The organism is Thalassotalea psychrophila (genome assembly GCF_031583595.1).
GTDB lineage: Bacteria > Pseudomonadota > Gammaproteobacteria > Enterobacterales > Alteromonadaceae > Thalassotalea_A > Thalassotalea_A psychrophila.
In genome coordinates this window covers 4,500,204-4,517,652 of sequence record NZ_CP134145.1, presented here as the reverse complement: position 1 = coordinate 4,517,652, position 17,449 = coordinate 4,500,204, and the positions used below count along the sequence as shown (strand labels likewise).

17 protein-coding genes are annotated in these 17,449 nt (G+C 40.6%); 6 read left to right on the top strand and 11 right to left on the bottom strand.

Translation table 11 applies throughout. The annotated features are described in order from the left end of the window. The first annotated feature begins 103 nt into the window (after positions 1-103). From RGQ13_RS18855 to RGQ13_RS18835, 5 genes are read left to right on the top strand one after another with little or no spacing between them, the layout of a single operon-like run. Positions 104-1,381: an aconitase/3-isopropylmalate dehydratase large subunit family protein gene (locus RGQ13_RS18855; RefSeq protein WP_348391275.1), complete on the top strand. Its 1,278-nt coding sequence runs from the start codon at positions 104-106 to the stop codon at positions 1,379-1,381. 9 nt (positions 1,382-1,390) lie between these two features. Further along, the gene (locus RGQ13_RS18850) at positions 1,391-1,891 is read left to right on the top strand and encodes a LeuD/DmdB family oxidoreductase small subunit (protein ID WP_348391274.1); all 501 of its coding nucleotides are present in this window, start codon (positions 1,391-1,393) and stop codon (positions 1,889-1,891) included. Positions 1,892-1,908: 17 nt separating this feature from the next. Beyond that, the gene (locus tag RGQ13_RS18845; RefSeq protein WP_348391273.1) at positions 1,909-2,775 is read left to right on the top strand and encodes an isocitrate lyase/PEP mutase family protein; all 867 of its coding nucleotides are present in this window, start codon (positions 1,909-1,911) and stop codon (positions 2,773-2,775) included. Further along, positions 2,765-3,655: a hypothetical protein gene (locus tag RGQ13_RS18840; protein ID WP_348391272.1), complete on the top strand. Its 891-nt coding sequence runs from the start codon at positions 2,765-2,767 to the stop codon at positions 3,653-3,655. Before RGQ13_RS18845 ends, RGQ13_RS18840 begins: the two co-directional genes overlap by 11 nt. Before the next feature lie 29 nt (positions 3,656-3,684). Beyond that, entirely contained in the window at positions 3,685-4,164 is a 480-nt protein-coding gene (locus tag RGQ13_RS18835) for a hypothetical protein (protein ID WP_348391271.1), read from the top strand. 57 nt (positions 4,165-4,221) lie between these two features. On the opposite strand, the gene RGQ13_RS18830 is transcribed toward RGQ13_RS18835, so the two are convergent. Genes RGQ13_RS18830 through RGQ13_RS18810 form a run of 5 tightly spaced genes read right to left on the bottom strand, consistent with a single transcriptional unit; the run spans position 4,222 to position 11,315 of the window. Beyond that, positions 4,222-4,875, bottom strand: coding sequence for a hypothetical protein (locus RGQ13_RS18830; protein ID WP_348391270.1), 654 nt, complete (start codon positions 4,873-4,875; stop codon positions 4,222-4,224). 5 nt (positions 4,876-4,880) lie between these two features. After that, positions 4,881-5,225 (bottom strand): DUF2149 domain-containing protein, encoded by a 345-nt coding sequence (locus tag RGQ13_RS18825; RefSeq protein ID WP_348391269.1) that lies wholly within the window; start codon positions 5,223-5,225, stop codon positions 4,881-4,883. A gap of 23 nt (positions 5,226-5,248) precedes the next feature. Beyond that, positions 5,249-5,836, bottom strand: coding sequence for a MotA/TolQ/ExbB proton channel family protein (locus tag RGQ13_RS18820; RefSeq protein ID WP_348391268.1), 588 nt, complete (start codon positions 5,834-5,836; stop codon positions 5,249-5,251). 4 nt (positions 5,837-5,840) lie between these two features. Then, entirely contained in the window at positions 5,841-6,539 is a 699-nt protein-coding gene (locus tag RGQ13_RS18815) for a hypothetical protein (RefSeq protein ID WP_348391267.1), read from the bottom strand. Positions 6,540-6,542: 3 nt separating this feature from the next. Beyond that, positions 6,543-11,315: a cobaltochelatase subunit CobN gene (locus RGQ13_RS18810; protein ID WP_348391266.1), complete on the bottom strand. Its 4,773-nt coding sequence runs from the start codon at positions 11,313-11,315 to the stop codon at positions 6,543-6,545. A 311-nt stretch (positions 11,316-11,626) separates the two neighbouring features. On the opposite strand from RGQ13_RS18810, the gene RGQ13_RS18805 reads away from it, so the two are divergent. Continuing rightward, complete coding sequence (locus RGQ13_RS18805) at positions 11,627-11,836, top strand: cold-shock protein (RefSeq protein ID WP_348390208.1); 210 nt, start codon at positions 11,627-11,629, stop codon at positions 11,834-11,836. A 165-nt stretch (positions 11,837-12,001) separates the two neighbouring features. On the opposite strand, the gene RGQ13_RS18800 is transcribed toward RGQ13_RS18805, so the two are convergent. From RGQ13_RS18800 to RGQ13_RS18775, 6 genes are read right to left on the bottom strand one after another with little or no spacing between them, the layout of a single operon-like run. Continuing rightward, a complete protein-coding gene (locus RGQ13_RS18800; RefSeq protein WP_348391265.1) occupies positions 12,002-13,330 on the bottom strand; it encodes an ATP-binding protein in 1,329 nt (442 codons plus the stop codon). A 2-nt stretch (positions 13,331-13,332) separates the two neighbouring features. Continuing rightward, positions 13,333-14,055 (bottom strand): response regulator, encoded by a 723-nt coding sequence (locus tag RGQ13_RS18795; RefSeq protein ID WP_348391264.1) that lies wholly within the window; start codon positions 14,053-14,055, stop codon positions 13,333-13,335. 52 nt (positions 14,056-14,107) lie between these two features. Continuing rightward, positions 14,108-15,070, bottom strand: coding sequence for a DUF1838 family protein (locus tag RGQ13_RS18790; protein ID WP_348391263.1), 963 nt, complete (start codon positions 15,068-15,070; stop codon positions 14,108-14,110). 14 nt (positions 15,071-15,084) lie between these two features. Next, positions 15,085-16,110 (bottom strand): alpha/beta hydrolase family protein, encoded by a 1,026-nt coding sequence (locus RGQ13_RS18785; RefSeq protein ID WP_348391262.1) that lies wholly within the window; start codon positions 16,108-16,110, stop codon positions 15,085-15,087. After that, positions 16,103-17,074, bottom strand: a complete 972-nt coding sequence (locus RGQ13_RS18780; RefSeq protein WP_348391261.1) for an alpha/beta fold hydrolase — start codon at positions 17,072-17,074, stop codon at positions 16,103-16,105. Before RGQ13_RS18780 ends, RGQ13_RS18785 begins: the two co-directional genes overlap by 8 nt. 21 nt (positions 17,075-17,095) lie before the next feature. After that, the gene (locus RGQ13_RS18775; RefSeq protein ID WP_348391260.1) at positions 17,096-17,449 is read right to left on the bottom strand and encodes a hypothetical protein; all 354 of its coding nucleotides are present in this window, start codon (positions 17,447-17,449) and stop codon (positions 17,096-17,098) included.

The following is a 17,449-nucleotide window of genomic DNA, read 5'->3' as shown; positions in this document are numbered from 1 at the left end:
GACATTTGTCAAAGGTAAAAACTATATTGATATACTAATATATCATTTTAATAGTATAGTAGTTTTATTATTTTCAAACTAACAATGATCATTGAGGTTGTTGATGACTGAACAAAGCAAAGCGCAGACGCTAGCTGAAAAAATTATTTCCCGTGCAGCCAATGTTGTCAGTGTTTCACCAGGTGAATTAATTACCTGTAAAGTGGATAACGTGTTAATGCATGACTCTTCAGGTCCACGCCGGGTAAAAGAACGTTTAGAAAGCCTAAACGCGAAAGTGTTTGATCCTAACAAAATCATATTAGTAAGTGATCACTTCGTACCTGCAACAGATGCAGAAAGTGCTGAAATTTTAGCTCTGACCCGTCGTTGGGCTAAAGATAATAACATCAGTAACTTCTACGATATGCAGGGTATTTGTCATGTAATGATGGCAGAGAAGGGGCATTTATTACCTGGCAATTTTCTAGTAGGCGGTGATTCGCATTCTCCAACTGGCGGTGCTTTTGGTTGTTTTATGGTGGGCATCGGTGCTACAGAAATGACCGGTGTATTAGCCACAGGTGAAATTTGGATCAAGGTACCTGAAACCATTAGAGTAAATTGGCACGGTACATTATCCGTTGGCGTATCATCAAAAGACATCATGCTGTTTTTATGCAAAAAGCTTGGTGTAAATAATAATTATAAAGTGATTGAATTTACAGGGACTGCCATTGACCAAATGAACATGTTAGAACGGATGGTGCTTTGTAACATGACCGCAGAACTTGGTGCTAAAACCGGTGTTATCGCGCCAGATAGCAGCACAATTGCAGCAATTGAAACCGCAGGAAAGGTTTTTGAAGGTAACATTGAAGATTGGCAAAGCGATAGTGATGCAATTTACTTTGCCGAGTACAACTTTGATGCCAGTGAGTTAAAGCCACAAATAGCCGCACCGCATAGCCCAGAAAATACCAATGATGTTGATAGTTTTGAAAATGTTCATGTGGATCAAGCTTATATTGGCGCATGTACCGGAGCGAAATTAACTGACTTACATATGGCGGCAAAAGTTTTAAAGGGTAACAAGGTTGCTGATGGCACACGCTTATTAGTCGCACCGGCTTCGGCAAAAACCACCAACCAAGCGGCCAGTGATGGCACTTTAGAAATACTTACGGAAGCGGGCGCAATTATTTTACCAACCGGCTGTGGTGCTTGTGCCGGTATGGGCGCTGGTGCGATTGCCAATGGTGAAGTCTGCATCTCATCAACGTCTCGAAACTTTAAAGGGCGTATGGGCTCACCTAACTCAGAAGTATATTTAGGCTCTCCTTATTCTGTTGCCGCTGCAGCTATTGCAGGCAAGATTGCCGATCCACGTGAGTATTTGTAGGAGCTAAAAATGACTTTTAATAGTGAACAAAAAGGCAGTGCATGGGTTTATGGTAATAACATAGATACCGATATTTTAGCGCCTGGCCCTTATATGAAAAAACCAATGGCAGAGCTTGCCAAACATTGCTTTGAGGCCATAGATACTGATTTTGCTGTTCAGGTAAAAACAGGGGATGTTGTGGTTGGCGGAGAAGCATTTGGTATCGGATCTTCACGTGAGCAAGCCGCACAAGCACTGGTGGAATTAGGTGTAAGTACTGTGATCGCTAAATCCTTTGCTCGTATTTTCTATCGCAATGCTTTGAACCTTGGCCTTCCCGCTCTGGTTTGTAATGACGCTGATAAAATTAGTAAAGGCGACCAAATTAGTGTGCAGCCTGAACAAGGCGTGATTATTAATCATAGTAAAAACGAACAATATAAATGCGAAGCCATTCCACCGCAGTTAATGGAAATTGTTCGCGCCGGTGGTTTAATGCCGTTTTTACAGAATAAAAACAATAAATAAAAATTTTAGGACATAGAATGCACGCAAAAACGCTACGCCAGTTAGTAAATGACAAAGAAATCCTAATCGCTCCAGGCGGTTACGATGGTTTGTCAGCATCGCTTATTCAACAAGGTGGCTTTAACGCCATGTATTTATCTGGTGCCAGCATTGCTTACACCCGTTTTGGTCGTCCAGATATTGGCTTAGTTAGTATGAATGAAGTAGCTGAAACTTTAGCGGTTATTCGTGAACGAGTTGATTTTCCGATCATTGTTGATGGCGATACAGGTTTTGGCAATGCCATTAATACTCAGCGCACAGTGAAGTTATTTGAACGCATGGGTGCTTCAGCAATTCAGCTGGAAGATCAGCAAATGCCAAAACGTTGTGGTCATTTAAAAGGTAAGGCGTTAGTCAGTAAAGAAGAAATGGTAGGTAAAGTAAAAGCCGCTGTTGATGCTCGCAGTAACCCAGACACTATGATTATTGCTCGTACAGATGCCATTGCCGTTGAAGGCTTTGATGCTGCAGTTGATAGAGCTATGGCCTATTATCAAGCGGGTGCTGATCTGTTATTTATCGAAGCGCCTGAAAGCCTTGAACAAATGCAAACCATTAATGAAATATTCGAAGGTAAAGTACCATTATTAGCCAATATGGTTGAAGGTGGTTCTACACCAATAAAAGATGCGGATGACTTACAACAGATGGGATATTCATTAGTAATATTCCCTGGTGCCATGGTGCGTGCATATACGTTTATGGCACAAGAGTTTTTAGGAAGTTTAAAAGCGAATCAAAATACCAAACAATACCAAGATAGGATGCTAGATCTTGGTGGTTTGAATCAGTTACTAGGTACTGATGAAATTTTAGCAAATGGGCAAAAATATGAAGGGTAAAGCAACGTCGCCAAAACTTGGCCCTATGATAGGAGCAACGTTAGTTTGTGCTGATATTGATGTGGTTATTACTGCTTACAGGCAAAGCTTTGCCATGACTGAATATAGCCGCACTACTATTAGCGAGCAACAAGCTGCATTTTGGCAATCGTCAAAGTTAGCAGGTAATACGCAAGTGATATTGCAATCGCCCAGTTCGAGTAAGTGGTTAAGAATTATTGAAGATAAAGACGCTACATCACCTACCCCATTATCACGTTACGGCTGGATGTCTCTTGAGGTAAATGTTGCTGATGTTGAGCAAACAGCGACAAAAATAACCGACAATTTTAGCGTGCTCGGCAAACCTGCCAATCTAGAGTTGAGTGATGCTATTAAAGCAATGCAAGTAGCAGGGCCCGTTGGTGAAGTGTTGTACTTAACTGAAATCAAAGCGGCTGTGCCTCCGTTTGAATTACCATTTACCGATGCTGAATTAGATAGATTATTTATCCCAGTATTAAAAGCGCCTAACCGCGCAAACAGCTTGGCTTTTTATGAAGGCATAAACCAACACAATGGCATAAGCTTTAATACCAAAATTACCGTGTTAAATCGTTTTTTCAATATCGATATCAACCATCAATACCCGGTGGCGACTATTCAATTTAACGGTGAATCGTTAATTGAAATCGATGAAGTTACAACGGGAGAGCACCATAAAGATAAATGCTTACCTGCAGGTATTGCTTTGGTAACTATGCAGGCAAAAAACATTCCTGCTGATTACCAACCATTAGCCGCGATGACGGTCGAAAATGATCCTTATTATGGTAATGGTGAAGTTCGATTGTATAAAGGTAAGGCAGGTGAGTTGTTGGAGATTATGCTAACTAGTTAATATAAAACAATAATAATTTGGAGAATGGCATGTTTCCGCAAGGTTTTTTTGGTACTCGAGCTGATTTGATGATGGATTTGGTTATTGTCGCGTTCATTATTATCATGCCATTGTTGGTCATCTCATGGCGTACAGCGCGTAGTGGCAATCATCTTGGCCATGCGAAAATGCAAATTTCCTTAAGTGTTATTTTGGCAGTTGCAGTAGTAATTTTTGAGCTAGATTTAAAGCTTTCTGGTGGTATGGCGGTACTTACTAAAGACAGCACATACTTTGGCACAAATACACTAAATTACTGGATGTGGGGCCATACATTAATCGCTATTATTACCACCTTGTTATGGGCTGTATTGGTTATTTTATCGATAAAGAAATTTAAACTCCCGCCAAATACCAAAACTAACCCATTTCGTAAGTTTCATCGGCCTTTAGGGTATTGCGGGATGATTAGCATGTTTGCTACCGGCCTTACTTCGTTTCCATTGTATTACTATGGTTTTATGATGTAATACAACCGAGAGCTGTACCAAAGGCATGATCGATATCGTGCCATTGGGCTTTTTGTATCATGATGTTTGGATTGGTTGAAACTTGCGAGTAGTGGCGAGTAAACATAGTATAAATACCACTTCAGCAAAATTTCCGGCGATAAATCCCCAGGTTAATGTTGCGGTTGCACCATTAACTATAAAAATAAATAACGCGCCTAAAAATAACCATTTCCAACCATTAACTCGTAATAATACTGCCGCCATTATCATCACCAAAATATTGGTTAATATCGTGGCAATGGGGGGTATTTTTGATAAGTTTGATAACTTTTCCACGCCTAATGCTGATTTTGGACCAAGCTCAAGTAAGTACACTTCTTGATAAATACCGTAGGTAAGTGCTGCGGATGTAAAAGCCCAACAAAAAGAAATAAACAACGGTTTACTGGCAATTTCAACGTGCCCAAGTTGTAATATTTTTAGAGTAAAGACGGTTAAAAATGGCAATACTGTAACGTGCAATACAAAGCGCAGAATACTGGCCGATTCATACCAACTGGCATTTATAAACCAAACACCTAAACCTTGCAAAAGGTTGTCGTAAAACATGCCAAATAACATGCCTCGCAAAATCCAAATTTTTGCGTCCTTATTATCGGCCCAACTAAATGTCCAAGCCAAAATAGTTAGGTGCAACACGGCATAGCCAAGTAACATATAATTGAACATTAACTTTACTCCGGAATATAAATGATTTCGCCATTCTCAAGCTGATAAGCCACGCCAACTCGCTTGCCACGCTTTTTATTTGGATCAGCTTCACTATTTTGGTTTTGTTTGTATTTACTAATCTCTTTGCCTTTTTTCTGAATAATTTCCATATTCTCTTTACCTGGATTTTTCACCATAGTGAAGTCTTCATCGAGTAACATTTCAGCGATATTTAAATGTTGTACCAAGGCCACCATTAACGCTACTGCAAATACCATGGCAACGTCAAATAGATTGGTAAGGGATGATAACGGGTCAAGATCATCATCTTGTTTTAAAAATTTATGTCTGGTGTTCGTTGAGCGCATAACTAATCCTTATTAGTTCTTAACTAATTTTTAACTACGGCATAAACGTATTCAAGGTCGGTAAGATCTGATGCATACCAACGAGTTTTAATTTGGTTACAGAAAAAACCAATGGCACCAATTAATAAGCCAACAACGGTGGTTGCAAATGCCACTTGCATGTTTTGTGCAAGTGAAGCCATATCGCCAGAAGCTAAACCAACCAGCGCCGGGCCCATTGGAATTAACGTACCCATTAAACCTAACATTGGACCGATTTTGGCTAATGTTTTTACTTTGCCTAAATCCTGTTCACAAGCCATTTCAAAATCAGCCAACACTTTTTCAGCTTTAATGGTATTGTCGCGATTAGCCAAAAGCTTCTCTAAGTAAACATTCACCAAACCTGTACGACGAATTTTTTCTTGGTTTAGTACATCATTAGCGTTGTCTTTTGATAACTCATGCAGTGCTGGCTTTACGCTTTTTTCAAAGGCCATACGGTTAGCATAAGCGCCATAAAAGCCACCAATAACCATTAGCCCTTGTGCTAAAAACAGTAATAACAATACGATTGTTGGGATCAGCAAACCGGAAGAAATCCAGTACAGTGTTTGAATGATGAATTCCATGGTATTACCTCTTTTTTAATAATTTTTTTGATTGATATTGATAGCGTACGTAACCGACAACCGCACCTAAGCTGATGATGATAGTTACCACGATAAATTCGTTTATATTAGGGTTAATGTCACTTTGGAGATATGGATGCCTTGCCGTTAAAATAGATACCGCAACCGCTAAAACAATTTGCGCCGCGTGCATTGCTAGTTTCAGTTCTAGCCGCAATACTCTTGCTGGCACTAAAAATTTAATAACCCAGGCAAATAACACAACAGTTAATGCTACCGAGCCGCCGTAAATAAATGCGGTAGTGGCAAACTCCCATTCAAGCGCTTGTTGATAAAGGTGCACTTGATAAAAGCACAACACGCCAACGGCACTTACCATTGGGATAAACTGCATATGGGGTATAAGTTTGTAGGGCATAACTAAGCGAGTATACATATCACGTAACATAAACAACGCGAGTATTAGCATTACCACAGCTTCAAGTACCAACACCACCGACATATCTAACATTGAGTTGGTATTGGCCAGTAGTTGTTCTATATCAGTAGTACTATACGCAATTGCCGTTGGGTAAAAACAATAAGTAATTGCTGCAATTACTAATGCCAGTGCCAGTTGTTGCCACCAATGGCGAAACAATGACACTTGGACTGCCGTTGCCGTTAGGCTAAATAACGCTAAAAATAGGATTATATTGTCCATAATTTACAGCTCGTTAGTATCAAGGTGCGAAACTTGACGACGACGTGACGCTAAAAATGCAATGGTTGCTAATATTAATAACAAGCCAAGGATCAAGCCCCAGTTTAACCGTTGGATAAGTGGCAATTCACTTTCATCAGTTTTTTTAACCACTTCTTTTTCTAGTACCATAGAGTCTTCATTGGCATCACTTGGTGCTTCTAACGATTTTTTAATTTGTTGTTGGTAATTTTGACGTTGCTGTTCGGGTAATCGCTGACTGATAAAGTCACGCAACTTACTGTTATCACATACGAAGATAGTACAACCAGCATCGTACTTCTCGATCAATTCAGCATGCAGTGTTGCTAGTGCATTAAGTTGTTCATCACTGGCTTCCCATAAACCTTTACGGGCAGTCTCCATCATTACAGCGGTCATCTCTTGTAGTGCGTAAGGGTTTTCATTTTCAAAGAAGTCTTGAACACCGAGATCGTACTTATCATCTACGTAAGTTTCATATACTTCATCCCAAAGCTCATCTTTGATGGCGTCGGGCTTCATTACATTCCAACCATAAGTATTACGGAAGGTTTCTGCCATTTTCTCGGCCGATGAAGCGCTGCCCTGTTGAATGGCTTTAATGTATTGAGGATTAAATAGTGTTGCTTGCGCTTCTGTCCATACAGCATCTTCCATTGTTTGTACTTCTGGATTATTAGCTTGGCGAAAATCATTAAAATAAGCTTTTGGATCTTCACCAGTCACTTCTCTTACTGCTAAATTTAAGCCGCCCATAAATTCATAAACATGATCGAGTGATAACGCGCCCCAAGTATTAGACTCTCTAGGTTGTACCACTACTTCGGCATCTTGCAATGCGGCTTCAAATACGCCTTCACGGTAGTAACTCCATTTATCACCTTTGCCGTAAACCGCGCCCATATTGTTAAGGTATTGCTGGGCCACTTCTGAGTCTTTTTCCCAAGAATCTCCTCGTTCAACCATACCCATAATACCGGTACCATACGCACCGTTAGCACCACCAAATACTCGGGTACTAGCAAGCTCCCGTGCCTCTACCGGAGATATGCCTTTAGCAACCATCATCCGCTCTGATTTACTTACACCACTGCGAACAAAGTTGTCGCTGGCTGTTTCATCAAGTTGGCTGACCATTTCAATGGCTTTGTTAATAAGTAATATTCTACTGGCCGCTAAATCGCGAAACTGGCCAGCAGTTTGAGCAACAATATCTATACGTGGGCGGCCAAGCTCTGCCAGAGGGATAGGTTTGATTGATACTACTCGGTTAAATGGGTCTCGCACCGGTTCAACACCTAATAGATAAAATATTTGTGCAAGTTGCGCCCCTTCGGTTTGGATAAAGTCGCCTGGCCATAAGGTAAAAGTGATTTTCTTCGGATATTCGCCGTCGTTGCTGGCAAGATGATTTTCCAGTAAAGAATCGGCTAACTTCACACCTACATCCCATGCTTCAACGGTAGGAGTTTGCTCTGCATCTACCGAGAACATATTTCTACCAGTAGGCAGGGTCCGAGGGTTGCGCACTAAATCACCACCGGAAGAGGGTAGAATATAACCACCACTCAGCGCATTGAGTAAACTTTGCATTTCAATACTTGGACTATTCGCTAAGTCTTCACGGTATTGGTTAACCGATATTAAGTTTTGCTCTATGGTGCGTACCGCATGGGCCATGCTTTTGGCGCGTTGATCGATAATTCTAATTTTTTCTGAGGCTTGCTGCTTTGCAACTTCAATCCGATCATCAAAATCATTAACAGCAAGCAGAGCTGCTAAAATTTCTACTTGTTTATTGATGCCTTCATCACTGTCGTCAGAGCTAAGTTCTAATCCCTCTTTCTTAGCCAAATAAAACTGCAATACGTCAATAAAATTTTGCAGCTCAGCTTTATCCATATTTGGCAAAGTTTGCGGGCGCTGCATGTCGTTTAACGCTAAGCTTAAGGCTTTTAAGTTGTCTGATTGCAGGGCAAGTTGTTTATTTTCTGTAGCAACTGCTGCGCGCTCTTTTGCAACCGAGTCTGCTAATTGTGGATCGTTAAGTAACACAAATACCTGTTCGTATATCGCCGGTTTTTGCATCAAACGCAGTAGCTGATTAACATCTCCCTGTTGCGATATTTTTAAACCAGCCGCCATAGCAGGAATTGCCTTGGCAATGGTTTGTGCTTGTTTAAGTAATTCGGGGTCGAGCGATTTTGACACCATCACAAATTGCTTTTCAGATTTTAGAGATTGTAAAAATTCAAGGCGTTCTGGATGAGGAATAATTTTTATCAATAGGCTTTTTACCGATTCTAAGTTTTCGGCTAAATTACCACCGACATTGCCCAAATCGGCTTCCATACTACCCATAGCGACAAAGCCACCAATAATTTCGCCATCGGTTAAGCGGCGGTTATCAATAAACCATTGCTCGGTTTGCACAAGTTCTTTAGTTGAAATCAACTCAGGCAAAACCTGGCTTGCTTGTTCACCGGTTAATACCCGATTTACCCAAGCTTTGGCAGGTGCTTGATAGTTGGCATTAAACCAGGGTTTGTTATCTAATTGTTGGCTGTCAATTTTGCCTTTTAATACATCTAAGCTTGCCATTGAATAGGCTAGAGGATCTGTAGCAATTAAGCGCGTTGTAGAATCAATCTGCTCAGCCGTATAAGGTTTGTTCAGAGTGTATAAACCTTCGGTGATCTTTTCAGACGATACAGTTTCAACATGATTAGATAAGGCAAAAAAGTCGGCTTCGCTCCATTTTTCTCCGCCAATGTTAAGTTGCTCAACAATGCCCATGTCCTTAGCCATCTCAGTAATGCTGCGGGCATAACTGGCTTTAACAGACCCATTTTCTAATTGATGATAGCTCTGCAGTTTATCTGCTAATGATTTCATTTGATTGTGCACGCCACTTTCCATAAATGGTGCGGTTAAATGCGACAAAATAGTGGCGTAAGAGCGCCGCTTGGCAATAATTGCTTCACCAACATTATTGATGGTGTAAATATAAAAATGTGGCAGACCTCCTACTAACGCATCTGACCAATCGTAATCAGATAATGCTACCTGTTTCCATGGAGTAAACTCTAATGAGCCATGAGTACCAAAATGCATAATTGCATCGGGTTGAAACACTTTGCGGGTCCATAAATATGAGGCAACATACGGATGTGGCGGTGCTTCGCGGGTTCCATGAACCAAAGCAAAGGTATTATCTCCTATACCAGGTAGTGGTTGCGGTAAAATAACTACATTACCTAGCTGAATTCGAGCAACCCCAATATGTTCAATACCATCTTTCACATCTACCATATAATTGCCAGGGCTACGGCCATAACGCGCTTCAACCGCTGCACACATTGCTGCTTTTAACTCTTCTTTACACCATAAATCAAATTGTTCGGCGCTAACACGAGCAGGTTTTCCATGCTTGAAAAACTCGGCCATATCACCTGCGGCATATGGGCCAAGTACAGGACCTTGTCGTTGTATTAATTGTTTAAAACTCGCTAAGTTTTCTGGCAATCCGTCAACATTGAAGCCAGAACCTTTAAGCTCATCTAAAGTGTTATACAATGATTCTGCCACTTCCATACCGCCGGCGGTCATCGCATTTTTACCCGGACCTTTGTAGTAGTAAATCGCCAGCTTTTTATCTTTGTTGTGTAATACTTTTAAATCAATCCAGTTGCGTACCATGGCAGTGAACTTTTCCATGCGCTCGGGAATTGCTTTAAAGATTTGATAACCGTTTTCATCTGAATATTTCGCGGCAATGGCATAAGGGGTGATGGCGCCATCGAATTCAGGTAATACAATCGACATGGTAATTAATGCGCCCATCATGCCTTGCTGGTCATCTATCCATTCGTCATGATTTTGAAATACTGAAATAGGGCCAAACATTGGTACGTTGCCGTCTTTTAACCACTTTAATGCGGCATCGGTATCATTTAAGGTAATACGGCCGTGCGGCATAAATACCACTGCATCAGGGTTTACTGCTTGTAAAAATTCAAGCCGTTTGTTTAACGCTGCCATTGGATAAACATTCAGGCCACGATTGGCTAATGAATTTATTAAACCGTCTACGTGATCACGGTTTGAGTTAAACGGCCCTGGAACCGAAGTAACCATGGCAACTTTTGGCTGCCCCGGTTTGTGTATGCCATTTAATGCTGCGTATTGTTCAAATTCGCTTACGGTTTCAAACATCTCATCTTCCTTAAGATGAAACACTAAATCTTGTGATAATGGGATAGGTTTTTTAAGCTCGTCCACAAACAGCTTTTTCTGATCAAATACAGATCGAACATAATTTAACAAGGAGCGGTAATTAGCAGAGCCGCCGTATTTAATGTAATCGCCAATAAAGTCTAAGTCTTGTCCACGTAGATTGGTAACATCAATGTTAGGGTTGGTTGCACCTTCCATAAACATTTTCAAGCCTTTAATACCTTGCGATTGTAAAAAATCAAACTGCTCGGGCTCAAGGTTTAAACCACGACCAAAAAACAACACCAAATCGTAATTAGCAACTTGCTCAATGTTTTCTAACGACACCATATTAATAGTAATCATTGAGTTGGTATTAGATTTAAATACGCGTGCTACCTGAAAATCTTCATAGTTAACCATGGCAACTAGCGTAGGCGAGGCTAGTTTAAAATAACCACCGATCAAAGCGGCAATGACCATTAAAGTTAAAATTTTCCGTAAATGACGTTTAAAGAACCCACGTTTACCTACAGCCATTACTTTTTCCTAATTTACACATTAATAAATTAAGTATATGGATTGTTTGTATCGCAAGTATTTCAAGGAGTTAGAGTTTTGTATCGTTGTGTAACAACAATATTTAACAAATATTTAACACTAAACCTCTAGATTAAAAAACTCACTAGGATATAATCCTCGCAGCTTGAAAGTTCGACCTATATTTATGTACACCAAGTTGATGTTTTTTTTAAGACTTCATCCTGTTTGATATTTGATAGTTTGCTTCCAACGACTTGGTCTTTCACTAGAAAGGCTTAAATTAAATTTATATTAAATAGGATATTATTATGTCTAACACTACTACTGGTACAGTTAAATGGTTCAACGAAGCTAAAGGTTTTGGTTTTATCGAACAAGAAAATGGTCCTGACGTTTTTGCTCACTTCCGTGCAATCGTTGCTGACGGTTTTAAGACTCTTTCTGAAGGTCAAAAAGTTGAATTCACTGTAACTGAAGGTCAAAAAGGCCCTCAAGCAGAGAACATCAAACCTTTATAATTAATCGCTAGGTTAGATCACTAACCCAAAGCATTAAGAATTTAGAATAAAGAGCAAGGCTATTAGCCTTGCTTTTTTTTTGCACAAGGACGTGCTTATCCTCCTGTACCATAGATGGGGGAATGGCGAGCTGCATTTTTCATGGGTGGGAGATAGAGGGTTTTATTAACTAACTTTCGGTAAAGCCAAAGTAACAACTAAACCACTTTTATGATGGTTTTTTAATGTGACATCACCTCCATGTGAACGTATAACTGATCTTGTAATAGATAAGCCTAAACCGGTACCACCAGTGCTACGGTTTCTTGCTTGGTCGAGTCTTACGAATGGTTCGAATACCTTTTCTATTTGCTCTGCTGGTATACCAGGACCATCATCTTCAACTTGTATGTTAATGTTTTCTTCATCTTGGCTTAGGGTCACTTTTGCTTTTTTACCATAATTCACCGCATTTATTATTACGTTTGATATGGCTCGTTTAAGTGCAGTTGGTCTCCCTAAACAGGTGAGTGCTTCAGGGCCTTGGTATATGACATCTTTTTCTAAGTCTTCCATATCGTCGCAAAGAGTGTGGATCAGTTTTGCTAAATCTAGGTTTACTAGTTTCTCTTGCCCTGCATCATCTCGGGCAAACGTTAAGGTTGAGGCAAGCATGGCTTCCATGTCTTCTAAGTCATGTTCGGCTTTACGTTGTTGTTGTTCGTCTTCTATAAATTCGGTTCTTAGCCTTAATCGGGTGAGGGATGTTCTTAAGTCATGTGATATTGCCGCGAGCATTTTGGTTCTGTCTTCCACATAACTTTGCAAGCGTTGTTGCATGGTATTAAATGCGCGGGTAGCTTTTCTTAATTCGGTACTGCCTTTTTCTTCAATCGGTTCTGCATTTACATCGGTACCTAAGCGCTCAGCGGCGGCGGCAAAGGTGCGAATCGGCCGAGTCAATTGCCTAGCCGCAACAATGGCAAGAATGATTACTGCAATACATAGCATGATTATTTGCGCAGAAATATGCATTATCCAACCTGATGATGGCAGTGATGAACTGGTAGAAAAGCGTAGCCAAGAGTTATCTTTTAAGGGCACCCAAATAGCAATTCGCTGCTGTGATGGAAACATGTCGAGTAACATAGAACCGTCTTGTTTGGCGTGTTTTACAATAACGTTGCGGTCTAACTGTGTTGATAGTGTTGCCGCCAAGCTTGGTTCATCGGTTGCCTTACTTTCTGCTTGGGTTAACTGGTAATAGGCATCCATAGACAGAGATGGGCTGTTTAGCGCGGGTAATAAATCACGACGTTGGGTAGCATTTAATTGTTCAAATAATTTAACTATGTGATTAATGCGTTGCAATGTTGAGTGTTGATAAAGTTCAGTTGCTTCACTGGTTTGCTGACGCAGGTAAAACGGCAAGCTTAACAGTTGCACCGTAATTAATGCCAAGATCAGCACTAATGCGACTCGTCCGGTTAGCCCTGATGGCCAGAACCAACGCATAGTTATTTTCTCAAAACCGGCAGGCTAAATTGATAGCCACCGCTGCGAATCGTTTTAATTATTTCTGGCTCTTTCTTGTTCACTTCAATTTTGCGTCTAAGTCTTGATAATTGAATGTCGATACTACGATCATATGGACCACTCTCACGGCCTTTTGTATGGTCTAGTAAAAAATCGCGACTAAGAACTCGTTGTGGATGTTCGGCAAATACTTGCAATAAGGTAAACTCTCCTGAGCTTAACGGAATAAGTGTGCCATCAGCTTGTTTCAATTCACGCTTACCTATATCGAGTTGCCAGTTATCAAAGATTAGCAAGGTACCGCTTTGTTGTTCGGTTAGACCGCCTCTTCCCAACTGTGAACGTCGCAATACTGCTTTAATTCTTGCTAATAATTCTCTTGGGCTAAATGGTTTTGCTAAATAGTCGTCTGCCCCCATTTCTAGCCCTAATATGCGGTCCACTTCTTCACCTAAGGCAGTCAGCATAATAATAGGCATATTGGTTTTTGTACGCAGGTTTCGACACAAAGATAGTCCATCTTCACCGGGTAACATCAGGTCAAGTACCAGTAAGTCAAACTTATGATGTTGCAATTGCTGCTGCATTTGCTCACCGTCTGCGGCTAAGGCCACTTTAAATTCGTGCTTGCGTAGAAACTGGCCCAGTAATTCGCGAATTTCTGGGTCGTCGTCAACAATTAAGATGTGTTGGTTTTCTGTCATATTTTTATAATTGTAGTTTATCTATTAAGACCTTAGCGATTAATAACAATATTTACAATGCAATTTCTGGCGCTACTTTTTGCGCGTAAGACTCCCAAGTGCCAATAGGGAAACCATCATCCCAATCATTCGGCGCTATTAAGTATTCAGGGTGATGTTGTTCGGTATAGGCCAATACTTTTTCAGGGATATCGACAAAGCCATTATTGCTTTTATGAGAATTCATCCGACCGAATAAGTGACCTTTAATGCCACTTTGTCCCATTTGCATCCACGGCCACCAAGGCGAAATACGTGAAAACCCGCAAGCAAAATCTGCAGTGGGCGTTGCCCGATCAGCAAGGTGGTTATAATTCGTTTGAAAGGTAAAGTGCTCTGACGGATTTATAAATTCACCGGTGTGGGCTTTTGGCCATTTGTCTTTGGTTACTGGGTTGCGATATCTGTGAGTATAATCCCAGGCAAGGGTCATATTATCGCCAAATCGTTGCCACGGCAGAATAAATGGAGCACTACCGTCGATGCGGGTTTTAATGCTGCCTTCATTCATTAATGTTGGTGCATCATTGTCATCACCAAAATGAAACTTTGGCATCTCAGGAGTTAACTCACCCCTAATGCGGTCGTTAAAAAAGTTAAATACTTTGACGCGTTCACCCGTATAAGGGTTGTCCCAATATTCGAGGATATCACCAGTGATGGGGTCACAAAAGTAACCTACTTCTTTGCCACGAATGCGCACATTACCATTACTAAGCAGCTTGGCTTGAAACAAACCAAAACCGGTATAACCAAATAGAGGCTTTAAACGGTTATCGCCAACTGCACCAAACATTAAACCATGAAAAGCAGCAACTGCTGGCTTGTCATCAAATGAAAACCACAACTTGGCAAACGCCTGCAGGTTATCTTTAGCATTGTTGAAATCTAAAGGGTTAGTGCCACTATGCGAGCCACTGCCAAAGTCTGAGTTTGGATGTAAACAGTGTTTTATTGCCGTCGGTGTAAAGGTCATAATGCTGTGATCTCTTAGCGTTTTTCTATTATTGAAAAGCCATTAGTAAGTTCAGCTAAATCATTAAAGTCTAAAAACATAGAATCGCGTTTTGTGCGTTTCATGTAAGCATTTAAAAATGAAGTTGTTGCTGCATTTACCATATTTAGTGCATCGGTTTGCGGTGGCTGTTCTTTTTCAGGTCGACAAATTAAATTGCCCAAGTAATGATCAGCGCCTTGGGTTATTAATGCATATTTATCGTTGTGCTTGGCTTTATCAAACGACATTTTATGCATCTGCCATTCTGTAAAAAACTGACTATCCACATCCCAAGTTCCTGTGGTCAGCATCATCGGCTTGGCTAAATTGTTCCAACTGTCTTTAGTGATCACATCAAACATTGGCCCAGGAGGTGACAGTGCAACAATGGCTTTGATACGGTCATCATTAATGTAGTGATACTTATCGGTATCTGGCTCATATAATCCGGCTCCACCATACTGTTGTGCTGAAAATGCGCCGAACGAGTGGCCAGTTGCGGCGATATTGTTAAAGTTTGCCTTATTTTTGAAGGCAGGATGTTTTTGTTCAATTTGCGTTAAGTTACCCAACAAAAACTTAAAATCAATCATTCTCTGTTCAACCAAGCCAAAATTGCCATACCAAAGACTATTAAAAATACCGCTAACCATGCCACAACAATCTTGATGATTAGGGGCAACGACCACATAGCCATGGCTTACCCAATGTTCTATGATTTTGTCGTATTTATCTTTGCTAGAAAAGTTACCATGGGAAAATAATATTAACGGGAAGTTTTCGCCAATTCTGGGGTAGAACGCACTGAGTTCAAGTTCTCTCTCAGTATCGGCATTAAATAAAATGATGTCGCGGATAGTAACAACCTGATGCTGGCCTTTATCGATATTGGGAATTTGTTGTAGTTGCTCTTGGCTTGCTGATAATGGTTTGGCTGGCGGCAATATTGGCGGTTCACCACACGCGGTTAGCGCTATGGTTAGCATAAGGGTGATAAATAACTGGTTCAGTTTATTCATTAGTTTTGTCATTCATTCTGATTGTTATTTGTTTGAAAAATTTGCGTACATCTAACGCCGATTGTTGTGGATTCTCAATGGGAATTACATGACCAATATCTGGATAGATAATGGTTTGCACATTAGGGCTACTTCTCAATTTTTGTTGGAACTGTTCAACATGCTCAACGGGCAGTTGGGGATTTTTTTCACCCCACATAATTAAGGTTGGCGCAGTAATCTTTTCTAAAATAGATGTCACATCGCCTTTTTCATAACCGCGCATACGTTGATATTCAGCCATGCGGTTACCACTGCGGCGATACATTTGGTGAAATTCTTTCACCATAGCATCGGTGACCAGTGCATCATCGATGATCGGTGCTTTAAGAAAGTCTGAAAACAGCGACTCAGGTAATAAATAGAATATAAAACCACCCCAAGTTGGTAGTTCTTTTTTCATGTATTTATTGGTGACTTTTGGCATGCCGGGCGTGTTGATTAATACTAATTTATTGATCTGTTCGGGGTGTGTTGCCGCATAAGTATAAGCAATACCACCGCCGGTAGAAGAACCAACTAAGTTAAAATGGTTTATACCGATATGTTGCATTAAACCATTAAGTAATACGGTAGAACGTTTGCGAGAATAATCGCCTGTTGGATCTGGGCCGGTTAAACCATGACTGGTTAAATCAAAACGGATAACGGTAAAGTCATCTTTGAGAATATCGACCCAAGCTTGCCATTGGCGCATGGTAAAAAAGTGTGAATGGATTAAAACTATTGGCGGGCCATTGCCTTCGACTTTATAGCGAATGTTGACGCCATCAATGCTAGTGGTTTGCAGATTGTTACCACCATACTTTTGTTCTAATTCTGCAACTGGTATATCGCGAAAAGCGATTAAAACCCACAACAGGTAAAGCACTATAATGGTTAATAGCAACTTTAACGGTATGGTGATTAATCGCCAACTTAGCATGGTTTCGCACTCATTTATATTTTAGTCTTTAAGCTTTTCCAGTACTTCACTTACGCTTTCATCATTTGTCGCCATTGCTTGTTTTTCTTGGTCAAGCACTCGCAGAATTCGATTTAAATATACTTGCGTATCTAATGAACGCTTTGCTGTTTCTTCACTGTCAGGTTGAAAATTATTGAGCTCGTCACGAGTAATAATGCCCTTTTGTTCTAATAAACATTCTAGGCTGGCAACACGCTCATTGGCGGCATGTAATTCCATTGCTAACGCCATGGTAATCGATAAGGTTTGTTCGGTTTGCTTATCTAGCAAATACTCCGGACGTTTCCCCTTTGCCTTTGTGTTGGCAAGAGCTAATTTCTCTGCAAATTCCAT

Coding starts and splice junctions, on each gene's coding strand:
- RGQ13_RS18855 (WP_348391275.1), top strand. CDS start 104: ATGACTGAACAAAGCAAAGCGCAGACGCTAGCTGAAAAAATTATTTCC.
- RGQ13_RS18850 (WP_348391274.1), top strand. CDS start 1,391: ATGACTTTTAATAGTGAACAAAAAGGCAGTGCATGGGTTTATGGTAAT.
- RGQ13_RS18845 (WP_348391273.1), top strand. CDS start 1,909: ATGCACGCAAAAACGCTACGCCAGTTAGTAAATGACAAAGAAATCCTA.
- RGQ13_RS18840 (WP_348391272.1), top strand. CDS start 2,765: ATGAAGGGTAAAGCAACGTCGCCAAAACTTGGCCCTATGATAGGAGCA.
- RGQ13_RS18835 (WP_348391271.1), top strand. CDS start 3,685: ATGTTTCCGCAAGGTTTTTTTGGTACTCGAGCTGATTTGATGATGGAT.
- RGQ13_RS18830 (WP_348391270.1), bottom strand. CDS start 4,875: ATGTTCAATTATATGTTACTTGGCTATGCCGTGTTGCACCTAACTATT.
- RGQ13_RS18825 (WP_348391269.1), bottom strand. CDS start 5,225: ATGCGCTCAACGAACACCAGACATAAATTTTTAAAACAAGATGATGAT.
- RGQ13_RS18820 (WP_348391268.1), bottom strand. CDS start 5,836: ATGGAATTCATCATTCAAACACTGTACTGGATTTCTTCCGGTTTGCTG.
- RGQ13_RS18815 (WP_348391267.1), bottom strand. CDS start 6,539: ATGGACAATATAATCCTATTTTTAGCGTTATTTAGCCTAACGGCAACG.
- RGQ13_RS18810 (WP_348391266.1), bottom strand. CDS start 11,315: ATGGCTGTAGGTAAACGTGGGTTCTTTAAACGTCATTTACGGAAAATT.
- RGQ13_RS18805 (WP_348390208.1), top strand. CDS start 11,627: ATGTCTAACACTACTACTGGTACAGTTAAATGGTTCAACGAAGCTAAA.
- RGQ13_RS18800 (WP_348391265.1), bottom strand. CDS start 13,330: ATGCGTTGGTTCTGGCCATCAGGGCTAACCGGACGAGTCGCATTAGTG.
- RGQ13_RS18795 (WP_348391264.1), bottom strand. CDS start 14,055: ATGACAGAAAACCAACACATCTTAATTGTTGACGACGACCCAGAAATT.
- RGQ13_RS18790 (WP_348391263.1), bottom strand. CDS start 15,070: ATGACCTTTACACCGACGGCAATAAAACACTGTTTACATCCAAACTCA.
- RGQ13_RS18785 (WP_348391262.1), bottom strand. CDS start 16,110: ATGAATAAACTGAACCAGTTATTTATCACCCTTATGCTAACCATAGCG.
- RGQ13_RS18780 (WP_348391261.1), bottom strand. CDS start 17,074: ATGCTAAGTTGGCGATTAATCACCATACCGTTAAAGTTGCTATTAACC.
- RGQ13_RS18775 (WP_348391260.1), bottom strand. CDS start 17,449: ATGGAATTTGCAGAGAAATTAGCTCTTGCCAACACAAAGGCAAAGGGG.